Raw genomic sequence first — 23273 nt, 5'->3', positions numbered from 1 at the left:
CGTCCGGTGTCAGGCGGCGGCCTCGACGGCCTGTCCCCCCTCGCCCCGCATCCGGCCCGGCAGGGTCAGCACGGCCAGGAAGCCGCAGACCGCGACCGCGGCGAAGAAGTAGAAGCCCCACGGGTGGCCGATCCCCGAGGAGACCAGGGCGCCGGTGATCGACGGGCCGACGATCGAACCGATCCGGCCGATGCCGGACGCCGAGCCGAGCGCCGTGCCACGCACGGAGGCCGGATAGAAGTTCGTCACGTAGGCGTAGACGAGGACCTGCGCGGAGAAGACGAACACGCCGGTGAGGAAGACGACCGCGTTGAGCAGCAGGTCGCTGTCCATCTTGACGCTCAGGCAGGCCAGCATGAGCACCGACACCGCGAACCAGCCCATCGTGGTGACCTTGATGCCCCGCCGGTCGGCGACCCACCCGCCGAGGACCAGGCCGACGACGCCGCCGACGTTGAGCACGAGGAGCTGGGTGACGGCCGTGGGGACGGGGTAGCCGGCGTCGTTCATCAGCTTCGGCAGCCACGTGTTGAGGCCGTAGACCAGCAGCAGTCCCATGAACGAGGCGACCCAGATGCCGATGCCCGCGCGCAGGTAGGCCGGCTTCAGCAGCTCCGTGAACGGCACCCGCGCGGCCCCGTCCCGCCGGGCCCGCACGAAGGCCTCCGACTCCGGCAGCTTGAACCACTGGACGGCGGCGACGACGAGGCCGACGACGCCGAGCACGTAGAAGAGGATCTTCCAGTCGTCGGTGACCTGAAGGGCCAGCAGCGAGGTGATGACGGCGCCGGTGTGGTATCCGGTCATCGTCAGGGTGCTGGCCCGGGCCCGGCGGCCGGCCGGCATGTGCTCGGCCATCATCGTCAGCGAGACCGGCATGCAGGCGCCGAGGCCCAGACCGGCGGCGAGACGGAGCGCGGCGAACATCGTCACGGAGTTCGCCAGCGGCACCACGAGGGTGAAGACCGAGAAGACCACCACCGAGCCGATGAGCAGGCGACGGCGCCCCAGCCGGTCGGCGAGCGGGCCGACGCAGACCGCGCCGATGGCCACGCCGACGAGCGAGAGCGTCGCGACGGTGGTCGCGTCACCCGCGGTCATGCCGAGGTGGTGGGTCTTGAGCAGGGTGGGGATGATGGCGCCGAGGACGACGAGGTCGTAGCCCTCGAGTAGAACGGTGATCCAGCACAGGAGCACGGTCCATCTGCTGTTCCCGGTGGCGCCGGTGCGGGCCGGCGCGTCGGACGTGGTGGCGGAGGCCATGGTGACATTCCCCCCAGGGGACGGGAGTGGGCGGGCGGACGGGGAGGAGCGGGGAGCCGGCTCAGAACGGGTAGTCGGCGATGTCCGGACGGACCGTGACCCACTGGGTCTCGGTGAACGCCTCGACGTTGGCCGCGGCGCCCCCGAAACGGGAGCCGGTGCCCGAGGCCTTGACCCCGCCGAAGGGGGCGTTGGGTTCGTCGCCCACGGTCTGCTCGTTGATGTGGATCTTGCCGGAGTCGATCCGGTCGGCGAGCTTCATCGCCGTGCCGACGTCGCCGAGGATGCCGACGGACAGCCCGTACTCGCAGTCGTCGACGATCCGCGCGGCCTCCTCCAGCGTGGAGAAGGAGATGACGGGGGCGACGGGGCCGAAGATCTCCTCGCGCCAGGCGGGCATGTCGGTGGTGAGACCGGAGAGCACGGTGGCGCGGTAGCAGGCGCCGACGATCTCGCCGCCCGCGGCGACCTTCGCGCCCGCCGCGACGGAGTCGGTGACGATGCCGTGCACCCGCTCCAGCTGACGGCGGTCGATGATCGGGCCGAGCGCCACGTCCTCGCGCGCCGGGTCGCCGACGGCGAGCGCCTCGGCCTTCGCGGCGAGCACGGCGGTGTACTCCTCCACCAGCGACTCGTGGACGATGTGCCGGCCGGTCGTCATGCAGATCTGGCCCTGGTGCAGGTAGGAGCCGAACGCCCCCGCCGAGGCCGCCCTGTGCACGTCCGCACCGGGCAGCACGACCAGCGCGTTGTTGCCGCCCAGCTCCAGGTGGGCCCGCTTCAGCAGCCGGCCGGCCTGCTCGCCGATCGCCCGGCCCACCGGGGTCGAGCCGGTGAAGGAGACGACCCGGACCTCGGGGGCCTCGACGACCGCCTGGCCGACCGAGCCGTCGCCCGGCAGCAGGTGGAGGACACCGGCGGGGAGCCCGGCCTCCTCGAGGATCCGGGCGATGACGACACCGCCGCTCACCGCGGTGCGCGGATCCGGCTTCAGCAGCACCGCGTTGCCGAGGGCGAGGGCGGGGGCCACCGAGCGCAGGCCGAGGATGAGCGGGAAGTTGAAGGGCGCGATCACGCTGACGACACCGGCCGGACGGCGGCGGGCGAACGACCAGCGGGCCTCCTCGGAGGTGAGCACCTCGCCCTGCGGATGCGTCGGCAGGCCCGCGCACTCGAAGCACTCGCCGATCGCGAGCCCCACCTCGAAGCCGGCCTTGGACCGCACCGAGCCGGCCTCGCGCACCAGCCAGTCCTCCACCTCGGCGGCGTGCTCGGTGAACAGCTTACCCGCCCGGCGCAGGACGGCGGCCCGCTGCTGCGGGGAGACCGCCGCCCACTCGCGCTGGGCCCGTGCGGCCCGGGCCGCGGCGCGCCCCGCGTCCTCGGCCGTGGCCAGGCCCACCGTGCCCAGCCGGTCGCCGGTGGCCGGTTCGACGACCGGCTGCTCGGCGGGGGCGTTCTGCCAGCCGTCGCTGAAGAACTTCCCGCCCCAGACGTCGCTGTCCAGGAATGTCATCGTTCTCCCCTTCGTCGGGATCTTCGGTGCCGGGCGCCTCGGCGGCTCCGCGCGCCCGGCGGGTCGTTGCGTCCGGTACGGATCAGGACGGCGTGGTGAGCGCCGTGTCCACCTGGATCAGCCGCGGACCGTCGGACCGCTCGGCGAGCGCGGCGCGCAACTCCTCCACGCCGCCGACGTGCCGGGCGCGCACCCCGTAGCCCTCCGCGATGCGGGTGAAGTCCAGCCCGGGGATGTCCAGTCCGGGAGCGTCCGGCACACCGAGCAGGCCGCCGAACCACCGCAGCGCCCCGTACGTGCCGTTGCGCAGCAGTACGACGGTCAGCGGGACCCGGTGCTGGGCGGCCGTCCACAGGGCGGTGATGCCGTAGTTGGCCGAGCCGTCGCCGACGACGCCGACGACCGGGCGGCCGGGCTGCCCCATGGCGACGCCCACCGCGCCGGGCAGTCCGAAGCCGAGGCCGCCGGCCGCCGGGAAGTAGTAGGAGCCGGGACGGCGCAGGTCCATCTGGCGCCACCACGCGGCGTTGGTCGAGGTCGACTCGACGACGTACGCGGTGTCCTCGGGCAGTTCGTCGCGCAGCGCGGCGAAGACCTGCTCGGGGTGGAGCGCCGATCCCTCGGCGGTGAGCGGCTCGGGCACCGGCCGGTGGGGACCGGCCGGCTCGGCGGGAGCCTCCAGGGCCTTCAGGAGCAGGTCGATGACCGCCCCCGGGTCGGCCACCAGCGCCTCGCCCATCGGAGCCCGCGCGGCGGCCGAGGCGTCCTCGGTCACCTGGACGAGCCGGGTGCCCTCCGGCAGGTACCGGCCGGGCAGGTACTCGTGGTAGCGGAACACCGGGGCGCCCAGCACGAGCACCAGGTCGTGGCCCTCGAACGCCTGCGAGATCGGCGCGATCCCGGCGGGCAGCACGCCCCGGAACAGCGGGTGCCGGTTCGGGAACGGCAGCCGGAACTGCGACGGGGCCGCCCACACCGGCCCGCCCAGGCGCTCGGCCAGCCGGACGGCGTCGTCGAACAGGCCCGCGGAGTCGATGTCCCCGCCCAGCACCAGCGCGGGCCGCCGGGCGGCGGTGACCCGCTCGGTGAGCCAGCGGCTCTGCTCCCCGTCGGGCACGGAGGCCCGCAGCACCCGCCGGTCGAGGACGGCCAGGCTGTTGTCGCCGGCCTCGGCGGCCCAGTCGTCGTAGGGAACGGACAGGTACGTCGGCCGCCGCTGGAGCCGCGCCTCGAAGACGGCCTGGGCGAGAGCCCGCGGCACGTCCTCGGCGCACGCCGGCTCGGCCGCCCAGCCGACCAGCGGCTTCATCAGGGCCGGGGCGTCGACGCTGGCCAGGTTGGCCTCGGGCCCGACGGCGGGCCGCACCTGCTGGCCGGCGACGACCACGAGCGGGGTGCGGGAGGCCACGGCGTTCGTCAGGGCGCCCATCGCGTTGCCGGAGCCGGAGGCGGCGTGCAGGTTGACCAGTACCGGACGGCCGGTCGCCTGGGCGTACCCGTCGGCCATGCCGACGACGGCACCCTCGTGCAGACCGAGGACGTAGCGGAAGCCCTCGGGCAGACCGGCGAGGAAGGGCAGCTCGTTGGAGCCGGGATTGCCGAAGACGGTGGTGAGGCCCTGGCGCTCCAGGAACTCGTGGCAGACACGACGCACGGATGACACGGACGTTCCTTTCGAAGTGACGTCCGACACGCTAGGCACACCGCGACATGGGCACCAATAGATGTTTCGGCAGCGCGATATAGAGTCCTTCGATATGGGCACCTTCGATCTCAACCTGGCCCGGGTCTTCGTCCTGCTGTACGAGACCGGCAGCGTCACGGCCACCGCGGAGACGCTCCACGTCACGCAGCCCACCGTCAGCTACAGCCTGGGCAAGCTGCGGCGGCACTTCGACGACGAGCTGTTCCGCCGCAACGGGCGCGGCCTGACACCCACGGCCGGCGCCCGCCGGCTGTACGAGCCGCTGCAGCGTGCCCTCGCGGACATCGACGGGACGGTCCGGCAGGCCGACACCTTCGATCCCGTCACCATGGCGGGCCGCTTCACCATCGCCCTGTCGGACCTCGGCGAGGCCACCCTCCTGCCGAGGCTCCTCGCCGCGGCCCGCGAGCGGGCACCGGGGGTGTCGTTCACCGTGCGGCCGTTCGACGTGGAGGACTCCGAGGGGCAACTGCGCCGCGGCGACCTCGACGTGTTCGTGGCCACCCCGGTGATCACCTCGCACCTGACCGCGCGCATCCCGCTCTTCCGGGAGCGCTACGTCCTGATGGTCGCCGCCGACCATCCGCGGGTACGGGGCGACGAGGTCACCCTGGCGGACCTCGCGGCCGAACACCACGCGACGGTCTTCGGGCCGAGCGGGCACGTCACGCCCCGGGCGGTGCTGGCCGCGCACGGGCTGCTGGAGCGGGTGGCCGTGGACGCCACCCGCTTCTCGATGCTGCCCTACCTGCTGGAGCAGACCGACCTGATCGCCATCGTCCCCGAGTACGTCGGGGAGGTCTTCACCGCCTCCCACCGGGTGCGCCTGGTGCGGCTGCCCTTCGAGACCGAGCCGATCGAGATCGCCCTGTACGCGCGGCACGAGTCCTCGCGCAGCCCGGCGCAGCGGTGGCTCGTGCGGTTCATGGCCCAGGTGCTGGGCGAGCAGGTCAGTCCCGCCCAGCTCCCGCCGACCGCGGCACCGGCGTAGCCGTCGGCGCCCGGGCCTCACGCCTTGCGGCCCACCTTGCCGAACGGGGCGACCTCGGCGGGGAGTTCGTCCTCGCCGGCGTCGGGGCGCCGCCGCCCCGATCAGCTCTGCTTCAGCCACTCCTCGTACCGCGTCGCGGCCGTCTCCACGGTGTCGCCCCCGGTCAGGACGCCGTCCGGGACACCGGCGAAGAGGCCCGCGTCCTCGTCGGTGACGACCGAGCGGCCGTCCGGACGGGCCGCGAGGGTGATCGCGCCGAGCCGGTCGAGCCGGTGGATCTCGGGGCCGGCGATCTCGCGGAAGCCCAGCAGCGGACCGCCCTGCGCCGCGTCGGCCACCGCGCGCGCGACGTCGGCGGAGGCGATCGGACGCAGTTGCGTCGAGGGCAGGTGCACCTCCGTGCCCTCGGTGCCCATGTCCATGACCGGGCCGACGAACTCGAAGAACTGGGCGGCCCGCACGACGCTGTACGGCACACCGCCCTCGCGCAGGACCTCCTCCTGGGCGACCTTCGCCCGGTAGTAACCGATCCCGGGCAGCCGGTCGATGCCGATGATCGACAGGGCCACGTGGTGGCGGACTCCCGTCTCCCTCCCGGCGGCGACCTGGTTCCGCGTCGACCGGACGAAGAAGTCCCGGGCGACGTCCTCCTCGAAGGAGGGGGAGTTGGTCACGTCCACGACGACGTCCGCGCCCCGCAACGCCTCGCCCAGCCCCCGGCCGGTGAGCGTGTCGACGCCCGTGCTGGGCGAGGCGGTCACGGCCTCGTGTCCGCCGTCGCCGAGAAGGCGCACCACCTGCGTTCCGATCAGCCCCGTACCGCCGATGACCACGATCCTCATCGTTCTCTCCGTCTCGTTCCGTTTCCCGAGGGGCGACGGCGTTCGCCGGCCCCGGCGCACCGAGGCGCACAGCGACAGGACAAGGCGGCGTCCGGGTCCGTGACGGCCGGGCGCGACGCGTGTTTGCCGCCGGAGTGACAGGCAAAGCGGAGTCCATGAGCGATCCGAACCAGGACACGAACCAGAAGCCCGACACCACCCGGACGGCCGGGTCCAAGGCGCGCGGTGCCGCGGACCGGGCGGCCGCTCCCGCCTCGCGCGCCGCAAAGACGGCCGCGGGGAAGGCCGCTGACGCGGGGTCAGCGGCCAAGGACGGAGCCGGACGTTCGGCACAGGCCGCGACCGGGGCGATGCAGACGGCCGCCAAGGGCGTCGAGGCCGGCCGCCAGGCCGTCATCACCACCTCGGGCCATGTCGCCACCACGGCGAGGACGGCATGGACGGTCATCTCCCAGCGCCGGCTCGTCGCGGCCGGCGTGGGCGCCGGCCTGACCGCGCTGAGCGCCGCCTCGTACGCGATGGGACGCCGCGCGGGACGCCACACGCACGGCCCCCTCACCCGGCTCACCGGCGGCCGCATCTGACGCCCGCCGCCCGGCGAAGCCGCCGTGGCGGGTCCGCCCGCGGGGCCGGCCGCGCCCCTGCCGGCGCCGGGCGCCACGGCCGGCGTGTCCCGGCGGAAGGCGGGGACACGGTCGGCCGGGCGCCGCCGTCCGCCACCCGCACGGTCATGACGTGCGCCGAGGTCCGTTCGCGCTCCCCGTTCGGGGGAAGATGGATACATCGAGCGAATGTCCGACCGATGCGGAGGAATGGGCGCATGCAGCACGAGAGAGCCGGCAAGCCGGCCGGCCCCGAGGACCTGATCGACGTCGCCAGGCTGGTGACGTCCTACTACGCCCTGCGCCCGGACCCCGCCGAGCCCGCGCAGCGCGTGGCCTTCGGCACGTCCGGACATCGCGGATCGTCCCTCGCGGCGGCCTTCAACGAGGACCACATCGCCGCCACCAGCCAGGCCATCTGCGAGTACCGCGAGGCCCGGGGCACGACCGGCCCGCTCTTCCTCGGCGCCGACACCCACGCGCTGTCCGAGCCGGCGAGGACCACCGCACTGGAGGTGTTCGCGGCCAACGACGTCACCGTCCTCATCGACACCGCGGACGGCTACACCCCCACCCCGGCCGTCTCCCACGCCATCCTCACCCACAACCGGGGCCGCACCTCCGGTCTCGCCGACGGCGTGGTCGTGACCCCCTCGCACAACCCGCCGGCCGACGGGGGGTTCAAGTACAACCCGCCGAACGGCGGCCCCGCGGGCTCGGACGCGACCTCCTGGATCCAGGACCGGGCCAACGAGATCATCGCGGCCGGCCTGAAGGACGTCCGGCGCGTCCCCTACGCCCGGGCGCTCGCCGCGCCCGGCACCGGCCGCTACGACTTCCTCGACCGGTACGTCTCCGACCTGCCGAGCGTCCTGGACCTCGACGCGATCCGGGCCGCCGGGGTGCGCATCGGCGCCGACCCGCTGGGCGGCGCCTCGGTCGCGTACTGGGGACGGATCGCCGAGCAGCACCGTCTCGACCTGACCGTGGTCAATCCGCTGACCGACCCCACCTGGCGGTTCATGACGCTGGACTGGGACGGCAGGATCCGCATGGACTGCTCGTCGCCGCACGCGATGGCCTCCCTCATCGAGCAGCGCGACCGCTTCGCCGTCGCCACCGGCAACGACGCCGACGCCGACCGGCACGGCATCGTCACCCCCGACGCCGGTCTGATGAACCCCAACCACTACCTGGCCACCGCCATCGCCTACCTGTACGCCCACCGCACCGAGTGGCCCGCCGACGCGGGCGTGGGCAAGACGCTGGTGTCCTCCGGCATGATCGACCGGGTCGCGGCCGACCTCGGCAGGCGGCTGGTCGAGGTGCCCGTCGGGTTCAAGTGGTTCGTGGACGGACTGGTCGGCGGCACGCTCGGCTTCGGCGGCGAGGAGTCCGCCGGCGCCTCCTTCCTGCGCCGGGACGGTTCCGTGTGGACCACGGACAAGGACGGCATCATCCTGGCCCTGCTCGCCTCCGAGATCATCGCCGTCACCGGCAGGACCCCGTCCGAGCACTACGCCGCCCTCACCGCCCGCTTCGGCGAGCCCGCCTACGCCCGCATCGACGCCCCCGCGACCCGCGAGGAGAAGGCCCGCCTGGCCGAGCTGTCCCCGGCCCAGGTCACCGCCGACACCCTCGCCGGCGAACCGGTCACCGCCGTGCTCACCGAGGCGCCGGGCAACGGCGCGGCCATCGGCGGCATCAAGGTGACCACGGAGAACGCCTGGTTCGCCGCCCGTCCCTCGGGCACCGAGGACGTCTACAAGATCTACGGCGAGTCGTTCCTCGGCGCCGACCACCTCCGGCAGGTGCAGGAGGAGGCCAAGTCCGTCGTCCTCGGAGCCCTGAGCGGCTGACGCCCACGCCGGTGCTCCCCGGGCCGGCCGGTCACTCCCGGCCGGCCCGGGCGAGCGCCACGGTCAGTCCGCGGATCTCGTAGCCGCCGATCGCCTCCTGGACGCCGACGCGCGGCCGGCCGGGCACCCCGGCCGCTCCCTGCCCCGGTCGGCCTTGCGTGCGGATCCCGTCCCGTCGTGCACCGGCGGACACCCCCAAGTCCGTTGGCGGACCGCCTTGGTGACCGCCCGGCCCGACCGTCGTGGTCACACGATCGGGCACGCGCCGGTCCGTCGGCCACCCCCCGTCCGCGCCGAGGGCCGAACCCCAGAGCGGCGGCGGGGCCTCGTGGCGGGCCGGGTACCGGTCGGCGGACGCATCGGCACCCGCCGGGAACCCGACGACCACGGGTGGGCCCGGACCGGTTCGCCGGCCTCCCGGGCCCTGGACCGTCCCACCGGTCCGGACGGCGCCGCGGCGCTCGAACGACGACCGTGCCTGATGTTTCCCGGGGATCGGGGGTAGACGGGCTGGCGTGACGGTCGAGACTCAGGAAGGGGGCGGATCGGATGAACGGGGCTGCCCACCACGGGGACCGGCTCGCAAGGACGCCGGTCAGGGTCTCGGCGGAGTACGAGGGCATTCCCGGTGACATCGCCCGGGGCCGCGAGCTGGCCCGGGGGCTCCTGGCGCGTTCGCGCGCGGCCCACGGGACCGAGGTGTCCGACCGGGCGGTGGACGTGGTGCAGCTCGTGGTCAGCGAGCTGCTGACGAACGCCTGCAAGTACGCGCCCGGACCGTCCCTGGTCGACCTGGAGCTGGCCGAGGACCGGGTGGAGGTGTCCGTGTGGGACAGCGACCCGGTGCTGCCCGTGCCCGCGGCCTCGGATCCCGGACGGATCGGCCGGCACGGGCTGGAGATAGTCAGGGCCGTCTGCCAGACGTTCGAGGTGCACAGGGAAGCGGTCGGCAAGCGCACGACGGCCGTCGTGCGGCTCGCCGACGCGTGAGGAGCCGGCCCGGGAACGAGGGGCCGAACGGACCAGAACGGGCCGGCCCGGAACGCCCTCCGTCACCCTCCGGCGGGCCGCCCGCCGGGGCGCGGGAGCCGGTACAGCACGCTCCGGCGCAGGGGCCCCTCGGGCACGCCCGGGTCGTCGAAGTCGTCGGCCGGGTCGCGGGTCATGCCCAGGCGGCGCATCACGGCCCGCGAACGGCGATTGCCGGCCGCCGTGATCGCGAGGACCTCCTCCAGCCCCAGCTCCTCGAAGGCGAAGGCCGTCGCGGCACGGGCGGCCTCGGTGGCGTAGCCGTACCCCCAGGCGGGACGGGCCAGCCGCCAGCCGGCCTCGATCCCGGTGAACGGCATGCCGTCCTCGACCGGATCGAGCCCCGTGAACCCGATGAACTCTCCGGTGGCCGCGACCTCCACCGCCCACCATCCCCAGCCCCGCCGCTCGAGATCGGCCTGGAAACCGGCCGCGGACGCCTCGCTCTGCTCCCTGGTGAGCACCCCGGGGAAGTACGCGCGGACCACGGGATCGGCGTTCATGGCCGCCCACGGGGCCAGGTCGGACCTCCGCCACCCGCGCAGGACGAGACGATCGGTACGCAGCTCGGACATCACGCCACCCTAGGGGGGCCGCGCCGGCGCGGCGACCGGATTACGGCGCGCCCGCCTGCTGTCCGCCCCCGGGTGGTGCCCCCCCACCGGCCGCCTTCGGGGCGGTTCGTCCGCGCCCTGCGGGGGAACCTGGCGGGGTGGACGGCATCGGAAGGCTGTGAGGGTCGTGACGCCACGCTGGGCGGGCCACCGGGAGGGCGACGAACCAGGACACGACGGGGCGGACGGTGTCCTGGAGCCCGGCTTCGCCCGCGCCGTCCTCCGCCACCTCGGCGCCGGTGTCCTCACCCTCGACCCATCCGGCCGCATCACTTCGGTGAACCCGTGGGCCGAGCAGATGCTGGGGCGGTCGGCGGCGGAGATGATCGGGCAGGACGCGCACGACCTGCTGCACCGGTACGCCGACGGCAGCCCCGTCCCCCGGAACCGGTGCGCGCTGCGCGACCCCCTGCGCGGAGCGCTCGCCGAGGAGGGCGGCGAGGAGTACTTCCGGCGTTCCGACGGCAGCACGGTGCCGATCATCTGGGCGACCACCCCCCTGGTCGTGAACGGCCGTCGGGAAGGTCTGGTGCTCGTCTTCCACGACTTCAGCCTGCACCGCAGCGCCGCCGAGGAGGCGCAGGCACGCACCGCGGCCCTGGAGACCCTCACCGCCCAGCTGCACCTGGTGGCCGAGATCTCGACGGTGCTGGTCCCCACCGAACACATCTCCGTCACCATCCGCCGTCTCCTGCGGCTGCTGGTGCCGGAACTCGGCCAGTGGGCCGCCGTCGACGTCCACCCGGGACAGCAGGACGCCCTGGAACGGCTCGCCGTCCGCAGCAGCACCCACCCGCACCGGGCCCGGCGCCTGCGAGGGCCGCTGACCCCGCTGCCGGACCCGTCACGTGCGGCGCTGGCACGGCTGGTCAACGGCGACCGTCCCGTCGTCCTGACCGCCGAGGACCTGCTGCACGACCCGCGGGCCCCGCTCGCGGCCACCCACCGCGCGCTGTTCGAACAGCTGGGCGGCCACACCGCCGTCGTCGTCCCCCTCCGCACCCGGCAGCGGTCCTACGGAATCCTGACCGTGGCCCGCGCCGGGAACGCGCCCGCCCACACCGCGGCCGAGATCGCCCTGCTCGCCGACATCGGCCGCCGCGTCGGACTGGTCATGGACAACGCCCGCCTCTACCACGAGCAGCAGAACGTCGCCGAGACCATGCAACGCCAGCTGCTCACCCCCCTCCCACAGGTCGACCACGTCCGCATGGCCGCCCGCTACTGGCCCGCCGAGAGCGCCATGGAGATCGGCGGCGACTGGTACGACGCCTTCCTGCTCGCCGACGGGGTGATGGCCCTGGTCATCGGGGACGTCGTCGGGCACGACCTGCAGGCCGCCGCCCACATGGCGGAGGTGCGCAACATGCTCCGGGCCCTGGCCTGGGACCACCAGGAGCCGCCCAGCGTGATCATGCACCGTCTCGACGAGGCCGTCACCCACACCAGTGACGCCCCCATGGCCACGCTCGTCTTCGCCCGCGTCGAGGGCCCCGAGGGCGGACCCTGGCGGCTCCACTGGGTCAACGCCGGTCATCCGCCACCCCTGCTGATCACGTCGGACGGCGGGACCCGCTACCTGGAGGGCGGCCACGGCCCGCTGATCGGCATGAGCGAGGCCCTGCGCCTCGGCCTGGAATGGCCCGACGCCCGCGAGGAACTCCCGCCGGAGAGCATCCTCCTGCTCTACACCGACGGCCTGGTCGAAAGCCGTGAGCGCCCGATCGACCTCGGCATGGCCAAGCTCCGCCACCACGCAGGTGTCCTGGCCCGCCGGCTGGGGGAGCGGACCGTCGACGACTTCTGCGACGAGCTGCTGGCCCGCATCGCGCCCCGCGGCGACGACGTGGCCCTGCTCGCGCTGCGCCTGCCCGCCGCGGGCGTCGGCGCCGCCGAGGACACGGCACCGCCCCCACCACCCCAGTCCCCGCACAGCGAGGCCGCACCCGACCGCGCCGCCCCCGGCTCCCGCCGCGAGCACCCCGAGGTCACCGACCCGACCCACGACGACCCGGAGGGCTAGGGCCTTGTGAGGCCGGGGACGCGGTCGGCGGGCTGGTGGACGGCCGAGGCCACCTGACGCGGCGCCACGGACAGGAGCCGGCCGATGACGATCCACCAGGTGTGGCGTGTGTTCCGGCGCGCCATGCGCGCGGTCATCGAATCCATGCCGGAAAGCCTTTCCGGGCAAGGAAGTTGACGGTCAAAGACGTCCGGCCGTACCCGCCGCCCATCCAGCGGTGGACGGTGGCAGGAGGGAAGCCCTCGTGTCCGCCGTCCGCATGTCCCCGGCCGGCGGGGTTCACCCGGGTGAGCGCCTTGAGTGGTGGAAGCGCGACGGTTGGCTGACGGTAAATCACGTCAGGGCCGGGTCACATCAGCTGACGAAGCACCAGCTGCCCGGTCATGGCGGAAGGAAACTCAGATGCGATCTGCTCGCACTCTCCTGGCCACAGCGGCGGCTTCGACCGTCCTCGTCCTCGGTGCCCCCGGCGCCTACGCGGCCGGTGGTGACTGGGACCACGACGACTCTTCCTACAGCAAGGAGCAGGGCAACGGAAGCAAGCACGACGAGCCGCGAGGCGGGATGCACACGGGTGGCGGTGCGCTGACCTCGGTGAACGAGGGCGACTGGGGCGGTTCCGGCGACGACGGCGGTGAGCGGTCGCGCGGTGGCTCCGGTGACGACGGCGGTGAGCGGTCGCGCGGTGGCGGCAAGCACGACGAGCCGCGCGGCGGGATGCACACGGGTGGCGGTGCACTGGCCATGGTGAACGAGGGCGACTGGGGCGGCTCCGGCGACGACGGCGGTGAGCGGTCGCGCGGCGGCTCCGGTGACGACGGCGGTGAGCGGTCGCGCGGTGGCGACGAGCAGGACCGGCCCCGCGGCGGGATGCACACGGGTGGCGGTGCGCTGACCGTGGCGAACGAGGGCGACTGGGGCGGCTCCGGCGACAACGGCGGTGAGCGGTCCTGGCGCGGCGGCGAGGAGGAGAAGCCCCGCGGCGGGATGCACACCGGCGGCGGCGGGCTGGCCCAGCCGGGCGCGACCGCGGGCGGGCTGGCCGTCCTGGGCGTGGCCGCCGCGGGCCTGTACGCCGCGCGCCGCAGGAAGTCTCACGGAGCGGCCTGAGCCATGCCGGGCGTGATAGCAGTCGGGCCGCCACCCGCGCACCGCGTGGCGGCCCGGCTCGCCGCCCGTTCCCGCCCCGCTGCCGTGCCTAGTGAGGTGTTTTCCGATGGCAGTACCCCCTTCTTCTCCCGCCGGTGACGCACCGACCGCCTCCGGCTCCCGCGGGGGCCTGATGGTGCTGTGCGCCGTCGCCCTCCTGGTCCTGGCGATGAGCCTGCTCGGCGGTAACGACACGTCGGCCGACTCCTCCCGTCCGCCGCTCGCCCCGGGGGCCGGGGCGTCGGCCCCGGCGGTCGGCGGGCCGACGGCCGCCGCCGACCCGCCCGCCGAGGACCCGCCGACCGCGGACCCGACCGGCGCGGACCGCACGGCGGCCCTGCCCCGGTCGAGGCCGGTGCGCCTGCTGATCCCGGAGATCTCCGTCGACGCCCCCTTCACCGATCTCGCCATCGGTGAGAACAGGCAGCTCCAGCCTCCGCCCGCGAACGACACCAACCTCGTCGGCTGGTACGCCAAGGGCGTCTCCCCCGGCGAGACCGGCACCTCGATCATCGCCGGACACGTCGACACCAAGACGTCCGCGGCCGTCTTCGCCCGCCTCGACCAACTGGACGAGGGGGACGTCTTCCACGTCGAACGGGCCGACGGGCGCACGGCGTCCTTCGTCGTCGACAGCCTGGAGACCTTCGCCAAGGACGCCTTCCCCAGCAGCCGCGTGTACGGCGACGCGGACCGTCCGGAGGTACGGCTCATCACCTGTGCCGGTGACTACGACCGCAAGGTCAAGGACTACACGGACAACCTGGTGGTCTTCGCGCACCTCGTCTGAGGCCACCCGGACCTCCGCCCGCACCGGTCACCCGCGTAGTTCATACGACTCGCGCGCTCCCGGGGGCGGGCACAGGATCGAGGCGCCGACGTCGCATCACCGCGGCCGACGTCCGGTACCGCCCCCCGCGAAGGAGTTGTGCGCAGGATGACCACCATGTCCACCCCTGCTTCTGAACCGCTGACGCGACAGATGTCGCACCGTGTCTCCCAGTCCGTGTTCGACGGCTCCAGGCTTCGTGTCGTCCTGCTGGTGGACGTCAACGACGGAGCCCAGCAGCAGTTCCTCGAGACGTACGAGCAGTTGCGCAGCCACGTCGAGTCCGTACCCGGACACGTCAGTGAACAGCTGTGCCAGTCCATCGAGAACCCGTCCCAGTGGCTCATCACCAGCGAGTGGGAGAGCGCTCCGCCGTTCCTCGACTGGGTGAGCAGCGAGGAGCACGTGCGGATGGTGAAACCGCTGCACAGCTGCGTCCGGGACACCAGGTCGCTCCGCTTCCACGTCGTCCGCGAGACCGGTGCCCCCGCCGTGGACGCCGGGACCGGCAGGGGCAGCCTCCAGACGTCGCCCCGGGTGGGTGACGGCGTGATCCGCCACGCGCTCACCTTCACGGTCGAGCCGGGCAGCGAGGAGGCCGTCGCGAAGCTCCTCGCCGACTACGCCGCCCCCGAGCCGCAGGTCGACGTCAACACCCGACTGCTGCGCACCTCCCTGTTCATGCACGGCAACCGCGTGGTGCGGGCCATCGAGGTGCGGGGCGACCTGCTCGCGGCGCTGCGGCACGTGGCCCAGCAGCCGGAGGTGCGGGCCGTCGAGGAGGCCATCAACCCGTACCTGGAGCAGGACCGGGACCTGAGCGATCCCGAGTCGGCCCGGGTCTTCTACACCCGCGCCGCGCTGCCGGCCGTCCACCACGTGACGGCGGGGCAGGAGGAACCGGAGGCGGAACGGCACGCGCTGTCGTACCCGGCCCGCCCGGGGTGCGGCATGCGGCTGGCCCGGCTGCTGGCCCAGCGGGACGAGGCGGCGGCGGACGACCCGCGCAGCCCGGTCCTGTGCAGCACCATCTTCCAGCGCGACGACGTCGTGGTCCGGCTGATCGACGTACGCGGCGGTCTCGACGCCTGCGACCCGGCGATCGCCCTCGGCCTGCCCGACGCCAGCCAGGCGGCCGAACTCACGACGCTCCTCGACGGTCCCGCCGCCACGGAGGCCGCCGCCGGGGAAGGCGGCGACGACCTCGCCCGAGCCCTCCGGGGTGCCCGCATGGTCCCCGTCACCGACCGGCGCTCGCCCGGCGCCTGAGCCGGCACCGGGACACGGAACCGGCCGCCGGACCGCGACGTTCGCGGTCCGACGGCCGTTGTACCGGGTCCTGCAGCCGGCCTACCGGGCGGGCACGGTGCAGTCGAACGCGTGCAGGTAGGGGTTGACCGGGCGGATGTCGTCGATGACGAGGCCCGCGTCGGTCAGCCGGCCGACCATGCTGTCGGTGGTGTGCTTGGCGCCGCCGACGTTGAGCAGCAGCAGCAGGTCCATGGCGGTGCTGAACCGCATCGAGGGCGTGTCGTCGACGAGGTTCTCGATGACCACGACCCGGGCCCCGGGGCCGCCCGCCTCCATGACGTTGCGCAGGGCGCGGGCGGTGCTGTCGTCGTCCCACTCCAGGATGTTCTTGATGATGTACACGTCGGCCTGGACGGGAATGGCCTCGCGGCAGTCGCCCGGCACGATGCGCACGCGGTCCGCGAGCGCTCCCCCCGCGCGCAGCCGGGGGTCGGCGTTCTCGACGACGCGCGGGAGGTCGAGCAGGACGCCCTGCATCGACGGGTACTTCTCCAGCAGACTCGCCACCACGTGGCCCTGCCCGCCACCGATGTCGGCGACCGACCTGCTCCCCGACAGGTCGAGGAGGGCCGCGACGTCCTCGGCGGACTGCCGGCTGGACGTCGTCATGGCGCGGTTGAAGACCTCGGCCGACTCGGGTGCGTCCTCGTTGAGGTAGGTGAAGAACTCCTTGCCGTACAGGTCCTCGACGACGTTGCGGCCGGTCCGCACGGCCTCGTCCAGCCGGGGCCACGCGTCCCAGGTCCACGGCTCGGTGCACCACAGGGTGATGGAGCGCAGGCTGTGCGGGTCGTCCTCGCGCAGCAGCCGGGACATGCCGGTGTGGGCGAACGTCCCGTCCTCGTGCTCGGCGAAGACGCCGTAGCACGTCAGGGCGCGCAACAGCCGGCGCAGCGGCCGGGGTTCGGTCTTCACGGCGGCCGCGAGGTCCTCCACGGCCATGGGGTTCTCGCCGAGGGCGTCGGCGACGCCGAGGCGTGCGGCCGCGCGCAGGGCGGCGGCGCATGCCGCCCCGAACGCGAGCTCCCTCAGCCGCATCGGCGGGGGAGGGGCGGTCTGTACGGTCGTCATGTGCCGCTTTCCTTCCTTCTTCGGTCCACGGGGGGTTGCGGCCGGGCGGTCAGCACAGTCCCGCGGGCTTGGAGGCCCGGCACGAGTTGCCGCTGAACGTGTTGTTCCTGCCGGTCTCGGTGCTGACGAGGTCGGCGGGCGAGTTGTCGCGCAGCGTGTTGCGGCTGACCTCGTTCTTCTCGCCGGAGACGCCCACGAGGGACTTGAACAGGACGATGCCGCCCGACAGCGGGGAGGTGCCGGCGTGGCCCTCGACCGTGTTGGCCGTGACCAGGACCTTCTCGGTACCGGTCAGCACGATGCCGGAGCCCTGCAGGGCGGGCAGCCGCTCGGTCTTCGGGCACGACTTGTTGTTGCGGACGACGTGGTTGCCGCGCACCGCGAGGTGACCGGCCTTGGGGCTGTTCTCGTCGCCGACGACGAAGACGCCCGCGCAGTTGCCGGTGATGTGGTTGTCCGACACGGTGAGGTTGCGCAGCCGCCGCACGGTGACGCCGATCCGGTTGCCCTCGAGCCGGTTGTCCTCGACGACCGTGCCGCGGGTGTCCTCGGCGCCTTCCTCGGCCTTGATCGTGTTGGCGAGGAAGATGCCCGCGTCGCCGTTGTCCCGGGCCGTGTTGTCCCGGAAGACGCCGCGGACCGAGCGCTCCTGGGCGATGCCCCAGACGTCGTTCTTGTCGGCCGTCACGTTGCGTACGGTCAGCCCGTCGGTGGCCATCGAGAACACACCCGCGCGGGCGAACCCGGTCACCCTCAGGGAGTCGATGGTGACGTCCTCGACCTTCTTGTCCTTCGTCCCGACCACGCAGATGCCGTTGCCGTTCTCGGCGCAGGTGCCGGAGGCCTTCTTCGTGCTCGGCTTGATGACCGTGTACCGGCCCATGCCGCGCAGCGTGAGCCCGGGGGTGCTCACGCTGACGCTCTCGTGGTAGGTGCCGACGCTGACGAGGACGGTGTCGCCCGATTCGGCGGCGTCCACGGCCTTCTGGATCGATTCTCCGGGGTGGACCACGTGGACGGTGGGGATGTGGGGGACGTCGGGGAAGGCGCCCGCCGGAGCCGCACCAAGACCCGTTCCGACCATCGCAGCGGTGCACACCAGGTACACGACATGGCATTTCTTCATATTCAGCACGTTATGCCCGAAGGGTTTCGGGGTGGCGGACGATGAGCCATCCGACGGCGTGTCATGTGCCCGGCGCGCACCGGGCGTTCGCCGGGACTGGGCGCGCCGCCCGAGGGCAGACGCAGAGGTGATCTTCGCATCGGCTCCCGAGGAGGACCCCGCCCGTGACCTCGCCCGAGCAACGGACACGCCGCCTGCCCGCCGGGCGCCGCTTCGACCTGCGCGCGACCGCCATGTTCTTCGGTCTCGCCGCCCTCGGCCTCGGCCTCGTCGGCCTGGTGGTGCGCATGGCGTTCGACGTCGCCGAGCGCCGTCCCGCATGGGCCGTGCTCCTGTCGCTCGGCGTGGTGACGGCTCTCGTCGTCGGCCGGCGCGGACGGTCCGGCTTCTCCACCGCGAGGCTGGCCCGCCGCACCACGAACGCCCTGGAACAGGCGACGGCCACGGCGCTGGACGAGCTGGACGCGGAGCGTCCCGCCGCACCGGCTCCGGTGACGGCACCGGGTGGCGAGCCGCCCGCGGCGGAGGTTCCCACGGCGGAGGTCCCCGCGATGGAGGCCACCGCGGTGGAGGTCCCCGCGGTGGAGATCACCGACCACCACGCCCTGAGCCCGGACGAGTTCGAGCAGGCGATAGCCGACCTCTGCGTGCGGGACGGATGCGCCGAGGTCGAGGTCGTGGGCGGGGCCGGAGACCTCGGCGCCGACGTGCTGGCGGTGACCCCCGACGGGCGGCGCCTGGTCATCCAGTGCAAGCGCTACGGCGAGGACAACAAGGTCGGCTCCGAGGAACTGCAGCGCTTCGGCGGCACCTGCTTCACCGTCCACGGGGCGGACGTGGCGGTCCTCGTCACCAGCAGCGACTTCACCGCGCCCGCCGCCGACTACGCCGAGCAGTGCGGAATAGTCTGCGTCGACCAGCGTCGACTGCGCGCGTGGAGCGAGGGCACGGGACCCGAGCCGTGGGTCGCGGAACCCGGTGCGGAGCAGGGGGCGGACCTGCCCGACCGGGCGTCGTGGTGAGGTCCCACGGTCCCTCGCCGCGCCGTCGGCCCGGCGGCGGAATCATCACCTCGCTCTCCGGGGGCACTCTGGACGACATGAGCAAGACTGCGCTGATCGTCATCGACATGATCAACACCTACGACCACAAGGACGCCGACCAGCTGATCCCGTCGGCGGAGCGCGTGGTGCCGGTGGTGGCCGGCCTGCTGCGCCGGGCGCGGGAGCGGGACGTGCCCGTGATCTACGTCAACGACAACTTCGGAGAGTGGCGCTCGCACCACGGGGAGATCCTCGACGAGGCCCTGTCGGGACCGCACGCCCGGCTCGTCGAGCCGCTGCGTCCCGACGAGTCCTCGCTCTTCGTGGTCAAGGCCCGCCACTCGATCTTCTTCGAGACCCCGCTGACGTACCTGCTCCACGAACAGGGCATCGACCGGCTCGTGCTGTGCGGCCAGGTGACCGAGCAGTGCGTGCTCTACTCGGCGCTCGACGCCCACATCCGCCACCTCGACGTCGTCGTGCCGCGGGACGCGGTCGCGCACATCCACGCCGACCTCGCGGACGCCGCGCTGCGGATGATGCAGCGCAACATGGGCGCCCGGGTGTGCCACAGCGACGAGCTGTGGGCGTGAGCGGATCCGTCCACGGAGGGGAGCCGTGCGGTCGCACGCCGCCGCCGGGGGTGTCCGGATGCTCCGTCCGGCGCAACCCGGACGCGGTCGGCGCGGCATCCGGCGGTCACCTGGTGTAACAGTCTTTGTATGATCTGTAGACGACATGCTCATACGAGCGCCTGGGCCGGAACGGCCGGTCGCGGCACCCCGTCCGTCCTGGTGGCCCTGGCCGCCGCCGCCGTCCTGGGCACGGCCGCGCAGGCGGCCGCCTCGCCGTCGGTCCTGCGCGCGACCGACTGGGACGCCATCGCCGCGTGCGAGTCCAGCGGCAACTGGCAGGCGAACACCGGGAACGGCCACTACGGCGGCCTGCAGTTCACGCAGTCGAGCTGGGAGGCGGCCGGCGGCCTGAAGTACGCGCAGCGCGCCGACCTGGCCACCCGCGAGGAGCAGATCAAGGTCGCCGAGAGCCTGGCCCGCATGCAGGGGATGTCGGCCTGGACCTGCGCCTGAGCCCGCGGGCGGGCGGTGCCGATGCCTCCTTCGGACGGACCTGGGCAGACTGTTCATGAGACCCGTCCGGTCCCCGCAGGCAGAGGAGGGTTCGGCAGCCATGAGGCGTTTCCCGGCAGACCGGCTTCCCGATCCGCGCGCACGGATCGGCGACATGATCTTCTCCAGAGTGGCGGGGCCCGAGGGCCGGGACAACCGGGCCCGCATCCACGGCACGCCCGGTCCCCGCTGGTTCGGTCCCGACCGGCCCGTCAGACGGGTGCACGGTGACGCCTCGATGTTCATCGGGGGCCTGTCCGCCCTGCTGCTCCAGTCGCTCCACCCCCTGGCCATGGCGGCCGTGTCGGCGCACTCCGGGTTCCGCTCGGACCCCTGGGGGCGACTGCAGCGGACCAGCACCTTCCTGGCCGTCACCACCTTCGGGACGGCCGACAGCGCTCAGGAGGCCTGCGACCGGGTGCGGGCCGTCCACGACAGGGTGCGCGGCACCACCGCCTCCGGCCAGGCGTACTCCGCGGCCGATCCCCACCTGCTGTGCTGGGTGCACGTCGCGGAGGTCGACAGCTTCCTGCGCGCCCACCAGCGCTACGGAGCCCGGCCCCTGGACGACGAGGGCTGCGACGCCTACGTGGCCGACGCGGCCCGCGTCGCCAGAGCGCTCGGGGTGCCCGACCCGCCCGTCGACCGGGCCGGTCTCGCCGAGCGGCTGGCCTCCTACCGCGGCGAGCTGCGCGCCACCGACGAGGCGCGCAGTACCGCCCGGTTCCTGCTGCTGAACCCGCCCGTACCGCTCCTCGCCCGCCTCCCGTACGGCGTCATCGCCGCCAACGCGGTCTCGCTGCTGCCGCGGTGGGCCTCGCGCGCCCTGTGGCTGCCACGGGTGCCGACGGCCGAGGCGGTGTGCGTACGGCCGCTGGGCACGGCCGTGACCGCCGGGATCCGCTGGGCCATGACACCGCCCCCCGACGCGGCGTGACACCCGGCCCCGCCGACGGAACGGAGCGTCAGTCCCCCGGCCCCGGATCCGGCCGCACCGGTGCCCGCAGGCCCGCCCTGGCCGCTTCCAGCTGGGCGGCGAACGCGATGCCGAGGAAGAGCGCCACCGCGGTCAGGTTGGCCCACAGCAGCAGCGCGATGAACGCGGTCAGCGGACCGTAGACGGCACCGAACGCGCCGCTGCGCCCGACGTACAGCGCGAGCAGCCACGTCGCGCAGACCCAGAGCACCAGGTGGACCGCGGAGCCGAAGGCCAGCCAGGTGTACCCCGGCTGGTCGCGGCGGGGCGACCAGCGCAGGATCACCGCGGAGGCGACCCAGGCCAGCAGCAGCCCCGCGGGCACCTCGAGGGCGCCCCACCAGTCGGCACCGCCCGTGCCACCGGCCGACTCCGCCACCGCGTCCCCGACGGCCTCACCGGCGACGAGCACGACGAACCCCAGCACCATCGGCAGCCCGGCGGTGAGTGCGAGGACCAGCGCCCTGCCGTACTTGCGGAGGGCGGGCCGGTCCCGCTCGATGCCGTAGATGCGGTTGGCGCCCCGTTCGATCTGGCCCATGGCCGACGCCAGGTTCAGCAGCGCGAACCCCAGGCCCAGCCACAGCGCGAGCGTGCTCCAGGCGTCGCTGTGGGCGCTGCGCCGGGTGCCCTCGAACGCCTTCTCCACGACATCCGCGCTGGCACCCGGAACGATCCGGCCGAGCGTGAGCTCGACGACCCGGCCCACGCCCTCCGTGTGCACCGACGTCGCGAGGCCCACCAGGACGACGGTGAACGGCACCAGGCCGAGGACCATCTGGAAGGCGAGGGCCCGGGCGTTGGTGAAGCCGTCCGCGTAGCGGAACCGGGTGAAGGAGTCGGTCAGCAGCCGCAGACCGCCGTACCGTCTCAGCGCGGTCAGGGCTTCGTCGCCGGAGAGTTCGTCCCCGATCATGTCCCGCGTCTGCGGCACGTGCACGGCGGTTCCCACGGTCGGCTGCTCCTCGTGTCGGGACGGTCGGGATCTTCCACCGTCCGGATGCCCCGTGAGCGCACGGAGCTGCACGGAGCGGACGACCGTCCTCGTCCCGCGTCGGGAGGGGACCTCGCCGATCCGTCCCGCAGGGAGTGGTGGCGGGCCCGGTGCGAGGGCGGCCCCGGACGTATCGGCGTACGGAACGTCCGGGACCGCCCGTCGGCTCCCCCGCAACTGGCTTCCCGGGTCCCGCCGGGCGGAAACGGGGAGCGGCGGCCACCGGCACAAGTGCACGCCCACGGGGTACCCCGGTCAACCCGGCGGGACCACCGCGGCCCGGGGTGCTGTCCGGCCTCCCGTCACTGCGACGCCCCGTTCGCCGGTGGCCGCGACGCGGAACGCGTCCGGTCCTCCGCGGAGGCGCGCCGGCCCGACCAGGCCGACCAGCGGCCGTCGCGCCGGGTGACCGTGATGTCGCGGCCGAAGCAGGCGGTCAGCAGGGAGTCGGTCAGTACCGCGTCCACGGTCCCCCGGGACAGGATCCGTCCCTCCCGCAGCAGCAGGGCGTGGCTGACGGCCGGGAACAGCTCCTCCAGATGGTGGGTGACCGTGACGGTGGCCAGCTGCGGGCGCCCCTCGGCCAGCTGGTGCATGGCCTCCACGAGGTCCTCGCGGGAGGGTAGGTCCAGGGCGTTGAACGGCTCGTCCAGGAGCAGCAGCGCGGGATCGGCCATCAGCGCCCGGGCGATCAGGACGCGCGCCCGCTGCCCGCCGGAGCAGACGCCGTACGGCCGGTCCGCCAGCTCCTTGACGCCCAGTTCGGTCAGCAGGTCGTGGGCACGGAGCCGGACCTCGTCGTCGTACGTCCGCCACAGCGGCTGCACCGTGCCGCTGTGCCCGGTGAGCACGACCGTGTGGGCGCTGAGGTCCTGCGGCACCCGCTGGGCCGAGGTGACGTGGCCGATGCGGGTCCTCAGCTCCCGGACGTCCACCCGGCCGAGCCGGCTGCCCAGGACCTCCACGCTGCCGGTCGTGGGGTGCATCAGGGCGCCGAGCAGCCGCAGCAGGGTGGTCTTCCCGGCCCCGTTGGCGCCGAGCAGGGCCCAGTGCTCGCCCGGCCGGACCGTCCAGTCGATCCCGTCGAGGATCAGCTGGTCCGTCGTGTGGCGGCGTACGGCCACGTCCTCGAGGAGGAGCACGGCCGCCTGGTGACCGTTCGCCCGGGACTGTGCTGTCCGCCCGCCCATACAGGAGCTCCTC

21 protein-coding genes are annotated in these 23273 nt (G+C 73.5%); 12 read left to right on the top strand and 9 right to left on the bottom strand.

The window, feature by feature from the left end:
- Positions 1-9: 9 nt before the first annotated feature.
- The 3 genes from JHAT_RS08060 to mdlC all read right to left on the bottom strand — a co-directional run bounded on the left by JHAT_RS08060 (position 10) and on the right by mdlC (position 4442).
- A complete protein-coding gene (locus JHAT_RS08060) occupies positions 10-1263 on the bottom strand; it encodes an aromatic acid/H+ symport family MFS transporter (RefSeq protein WP_077797362.1) in 1254 nt (417 codons plus the stop codon).
- Positions 1264-1324: 61 nt separating this feature from the next.
- The gene (locus tag JHAT_RS08055; protein ID WP_077797361.1) at positions 1325-2779 is read right to left on the bottom strand and encodes a benzaldehyde dehydrogenase; all 1455 of its coding nucleotides are present in this window, start codon (positions 2777-2779) and stop codon (positions 1325-1327) included.
- 82 nt (positions 2780-2861) lie between these two features.
- Positions 2862-4442, bottom strand: a complete 1581-nt coding sequence (gene mdlC / locus JHAT_RS08050) for a benzoylformate decarboxylase (RefSeq protein WP_077797360.1) — start codon at positions 4440-4442, stop codon at positions 2862-2864.
- A gap of 94 nt (positions 4443-4536) precedes the next feature.
- Between mdlC and JHAT_RS08045 the strand changes: the two genes are divergently transcribed.
- A complete protein-coding gene (locus JHAT_RS08045) occupies positions 4537-5475 on the top strand; it encodes a LysR family transcriptional regulator (protein WP_077797359.1) in 939 nt (312 codons plus the stop codon).
- Between the two features lie 101 nt (positions 5476-5576).
- Here JHAT_RS08045 and JHAT_RS08040 read toward each other — a convergent pair whose 3' ends face one another.
- Positions 5577-6317, bottom strand: coding sequence for an SDR family oxidoreductase (locus tag JHAT_RS08040; RefSeq protein WP_077797358.1), 741 nt, complete (start codon positions 6315-6317; stop codon positions 5577-5579).
- Positions 6318-6472: 155 nt separating this feature from the next.
- Here JHAT_RS08040 and JHAT_RS08035 point away from each other — a divergent pair, with 155 nt between their 5' ends.
- The 3 genes from JHAT_RS08035 to JHAT_RS08025 all read left to right on the top strand — a co-directional run bounded on the left by JHAT_RS08035 (position 6473) and on the right by JHAT_RS08025 (position 9768).
- Complete coding sequence (locus JHAT_RS08035) at positions 6473-6901, top strand: hypothetical protein (RefSeq protein WP_077797357.1); 429 nt, start codon at positions 6473-6475, stop codon at positions 6899-6901.
- 236 nt (positions 6902-7137) lie between these two features.
- Complete coding sequence (gene pgm / locus JHAT_RS08030) at positions 7138-8778, top strand: phosphoglucomutase (alpha-D-glucose-1,6-bisphosphate-dependent) (protein ID WP_077797356.1); 1641 nt, start codon at positions 7138-7140, stop codon at positions 8776-8778.
- A 549-nt stretch (positions 8779-9327) separates the two neighbouring features.
- Positions 9328-9768, top strand: coding sequence for an ATP-binding protein (locus JHAT_RS08025; RefSeq protein WP_077797355.1), 441 nt, complete (start codon positions 9328-9330; stop codon positions 9766-9768).
- 62 nt (positions 9769-9830) lie between these two features.
- Here JHAT_RS08025 and JHAT_RS08020 read toward each other — a convergent pair whose 3' ends face one another.
- Positions 9831-10382: a GNAT family N-acetyltransferase gene (locus tag JHAT_RS08020; RefSeq protein ID WP_077797354.1), complete on the bottom strand. Its 552-nt coding sequence runs from the start codon at positions 10380-10382 to the stop codon at positions 9831-9833.
- 166 nt (positions 10383-10548) lie between these two features.
- On the opposite strand from JHAT_RS08020, the gene JHAT_RS08015 reads away from it, so the two are divergent.
- The 4 genes from JHAT_RS08015 to JHAT_RS08000 all read left to right on the top strand — a co-directional run bounded on the left by JHAT_RS08015 (position 10549) and on the right by JHAT_RS08000 (position 15691).
- Complete coding sequence (locus JHAT_RS08015) at positions 10549-12444, top strand: SpoIIE family protein phosphatase (protein WP_171990794.1); 1896 nt, start codon at positions 10549-10551, stop codon at positions 12442-12444.
- A 402-nt stretch (positions 12445-12846) separates the two neighbouring features.
- The gene (locus JHAT_RS08010) at positions 12847-13554 is read left to right on the top strand and encodes a hypothetical protein (protein WP_077797352.1); all 708 of its coding nucleotides are present in this window, start codon (positions 12847-12849) and stop codon (positions 13552-13554) included.
- Between the two features lie 106 nt (positions 13555-13660).
- Positions 13661-14383: a class F sortase gene (locus JHAT_RS08005; protein ID WP_171990793.1), complete on the top strand. Its 723-nt coding sequence runs from the start codon at positions 13661-13663 to the stop codon at positions 14381-14383.
- Positions 14384-14530: 147 nt separating this feature from the next.
- Positions 14531-15691, top strand: a complete 1161-nt coding sequence (locus JHAT_RS08000) for a SchA/CurD-like domain-containing protein (RefSeq protein WP_077797350.1) — start codon at positions 14531-14533, stop codon at positions 15689-15691.
- A gap of 81 nt (positions 15692-15772) precedes the next feature.
- Here JHAT_RS08000 and JHAT_RS07995 read toward each other — a convergent pair whose 3' ends face one another.
- On the bottom strand, positions 15773-16804 hold the full coding sequence (locus JHAT_RS07995) for a methyltransferase (RefSeq protein ID WP_077797349.1): 1032 nt from the start codon (positions 16802-16804) through the stop codon (positions 15773-15775).
- Positions 16805-16853: 49 nt separating this feature from the next.
- Positions 16854-17930, bottom strand: a complete 1077-nt coding sequence (locus JHAT_RS07990) for a nitrous oxide reductase family maturation protein NosD (RefSeq protein ID WP_077797348.1) — start codon at positions 17928-17930, stop codon at positions 16854-16856.
- A 164-nt stretch (positions 17931-18094) separates the two neighbouring features.
- Here JHAT_RS07990 and JHAT_RS07985 point away from each other — a divergent pair, with 164 nt between their 5' ends.
- The 4 genes from JHAT_RS07985 (at position 18095) to JHAT_RS07970 (ending at position 21037) form a co-directional block, all read left to right on the top strand.
- Complete coding sequence (locus JHAT_RS07985; protein ID WP_077797347.1) at positions 18095-18952, top strand: restriction endonuclease; 858 nt, start codon at positions 18095-18097, stop codon at positions 18950-18952.
- Between the two features lie 77 nt (positions 18953-19029).
- On the top strand, positions 19030-19566 hold the full coding sequence (locus JHAT_RS07980; RefSeq protein WP_077797441.1) for a cysteine hydrolase family protein: 537 nt from the start codon (positions 19030-19032) through the stop codon (positions 19564-19566).
- A gap of 129 nt (positions 19567-19695) precedes the next feature.
- Positions 19696-20061 carry a transglycosylase family protein gene (locus tag JHAT_RS07975; RefSeq protein WP_077797346.1) on the top strand — a complete coding sequence of 122 codons (366 nt, stop codon included), beginning with the start codon at positions 19696-19698 and terminating at the stop codon, positions 20059-20061.
- Between the two features lie 154 nt (positions 20062-20215).
- Complete coding sequence (locus JHAT_RS07970) at positions 20216-21037, top strand: oxygenase MpaB family protein (RefSeq protein ID WP_375603553.1); 822 nt, start codon at positions 20216-20218, stop codon at positions 21035-21037.
- 28 nt (positions 21038-21065) lie between these two features.
- On the opposite strand, the gene JHAT_RS07965 is transcribed toward JHAT_RS07970, so the two are convergent.
- On the bottom strand, positions 21066-22028 hold the full coding sequence (locus tag JHAT_RS07965) for a YihY/virulence factor BrkB family protein (RefSeq protein ID WP_077797344.1): 963 nt from the start codon (positions 22026-22028) through the stop codon (positions 21066-21068).
- Positions 22029-22372: 344 nt separating this feature from the next.
- Positions 22373-23260: an ABC transporter ATP-binding protein gene (locus JHAT_RS07960; RefSeq protein ID WP_077797343.1), complete on the bottom strand. Its 888-nt coding sequence runs from the start codon at positions 23258-23260 to the stop codon at positions 22373-22375.
- Positions 23261-23273 lie beyond the last annotated feature (13 nt).

The sequence above is a fragment of the Streptomyces sp. JHA26 genome (assembly GCF_002005565.1).
Classification (GTDB): domain Bacteria; phylum Actinomycetota; class Actinomycetes; order Streptomycetales; family Streptomycetaceae; genus Streptomyces.
The sequence above is the reverse complement of the archived record's forward strand: the minus strand, read 5'-3'. Positions and strand labels throughout refer to the sequence as shown.

Bases quoted from the DNA above. Each gene is read 5' to 3' on its own strand.
- JHAT_RS07970 (WP_375603553.1), top strand. From the start codon at position 20,216: ATGATCTTCTCCAGAGTGGCGGGGCCCGAGGGCCGGGACAACCGGGCC.
- JHAT_RS08000 (WP_077797350.1), top strand. From the start codon at position 14,531: ATGACCACCATGTCCACCCCTGCTTCTGAACCGCTGACGCGACAGATG.
- JHAT_RS08035 (WP_077797357.1), top strand. From the start codon at position 6,473: ATGAGCGATCCGAACCAGGACACGAACCAGAAGCCCGACACCACCCGG.
- JHAT_RS08055 (WP_077797361.1), bottom strand. From the start codon at position 2,779: ATGACATTCCTGGACAGCGACGTCTGGGGCGGGAAGTTCTTCAGCGAC.
- JHAT_RS08060 (WP_077797362.1), bottom strand. From the start codon at position 1,263: ATGGCCTCCGCCACCACGTCCGACGCGCCGGCCCGCACCGGCGCCACC.
- pgm (WP_077797356.1), top strand. From the start codon at position 7,138: ATGCAGCACGAGAGAGCCGGCAAGCCGGCCGGCCCCGAGGACCTGATC.
- JHAT_RS08040 (WP_077797358.1), bottom strand. From the start codon at position 6,317: ATGAGGATCGTGGTCATCGGCGGTACGGGGCTGATCGGAACGCAGGTG.
- JHAT_RS08025 (WP_077797355.1), top strand. From the start codon at position 9,328: ATGAACGGGGCTGCCCACCACGGGGACCGGCTCGCAAGGACGCCGGTC.
- JHAT_RS07995 (WP_077797349.1), bottom strand. From the start codon at position 16,804: ATGACGACCGTACAGACCGCCCCTCCCCCGCCGATGCGGCTGAGGGAG.
- JHAT_RS08005 (WP_171990793.1), top strand. From the start codon at position 13,661: ATGGCAGTACCCCCTTCTTCTCCCGCCGGTGACGCACCGACCGCCTCC.
- JHAT_RS08020 (WP_077797354.1), bottom strand. From the start codon at position 10,382: ATGTCCGAGCTGCGTACCGATCGTCTCGTCCTGCGCGGGTGGCGGAGG.
- JHAT_RS07990 (WP_077797348.1), bottom strand. From the start codon at position 17,930: ATGAAGAAATGCCATGTCGTGTACCTGGTGTGCACCGCTGCGATGGTC.
- JHAT_RS08045 (WP_077797359.1), top strand. From the start codon at position 4,537: ATGGGCACCTTCGATCTCAACCTGGCCCGGGTCTTCGTCCTGCTGTAC.
- JHAT_RS07960 (WP_077797343.1), bottom strand. From the start codon at position 23,260: ATGGGCGGGCGGACAGCACAGTCCCGGGCGAACGGTCACCAGGCGGCC.
- JHAT_RS07980 (WP_077797441.1), top strand. From the start codon at position 19,030: ATGAGCAAGACTGCGCTGATCGTCATCGACATGATCAACACCTACGAC.
- JHAT_RS08010 (WP_077797352.1), top strand. From the start codon at position 12,847: ATGCGATCTGCTCGCACTCTCCTGGCCACAGCGGCGGCTTCGACCGTC.
- JHAT_RS07975 (WP_077797346.1), top strand. From the start codon at position 19,696: ATGATCTGTAGACGACATGCTCATACGAGCGCCTGGGCCGGAACGGCC.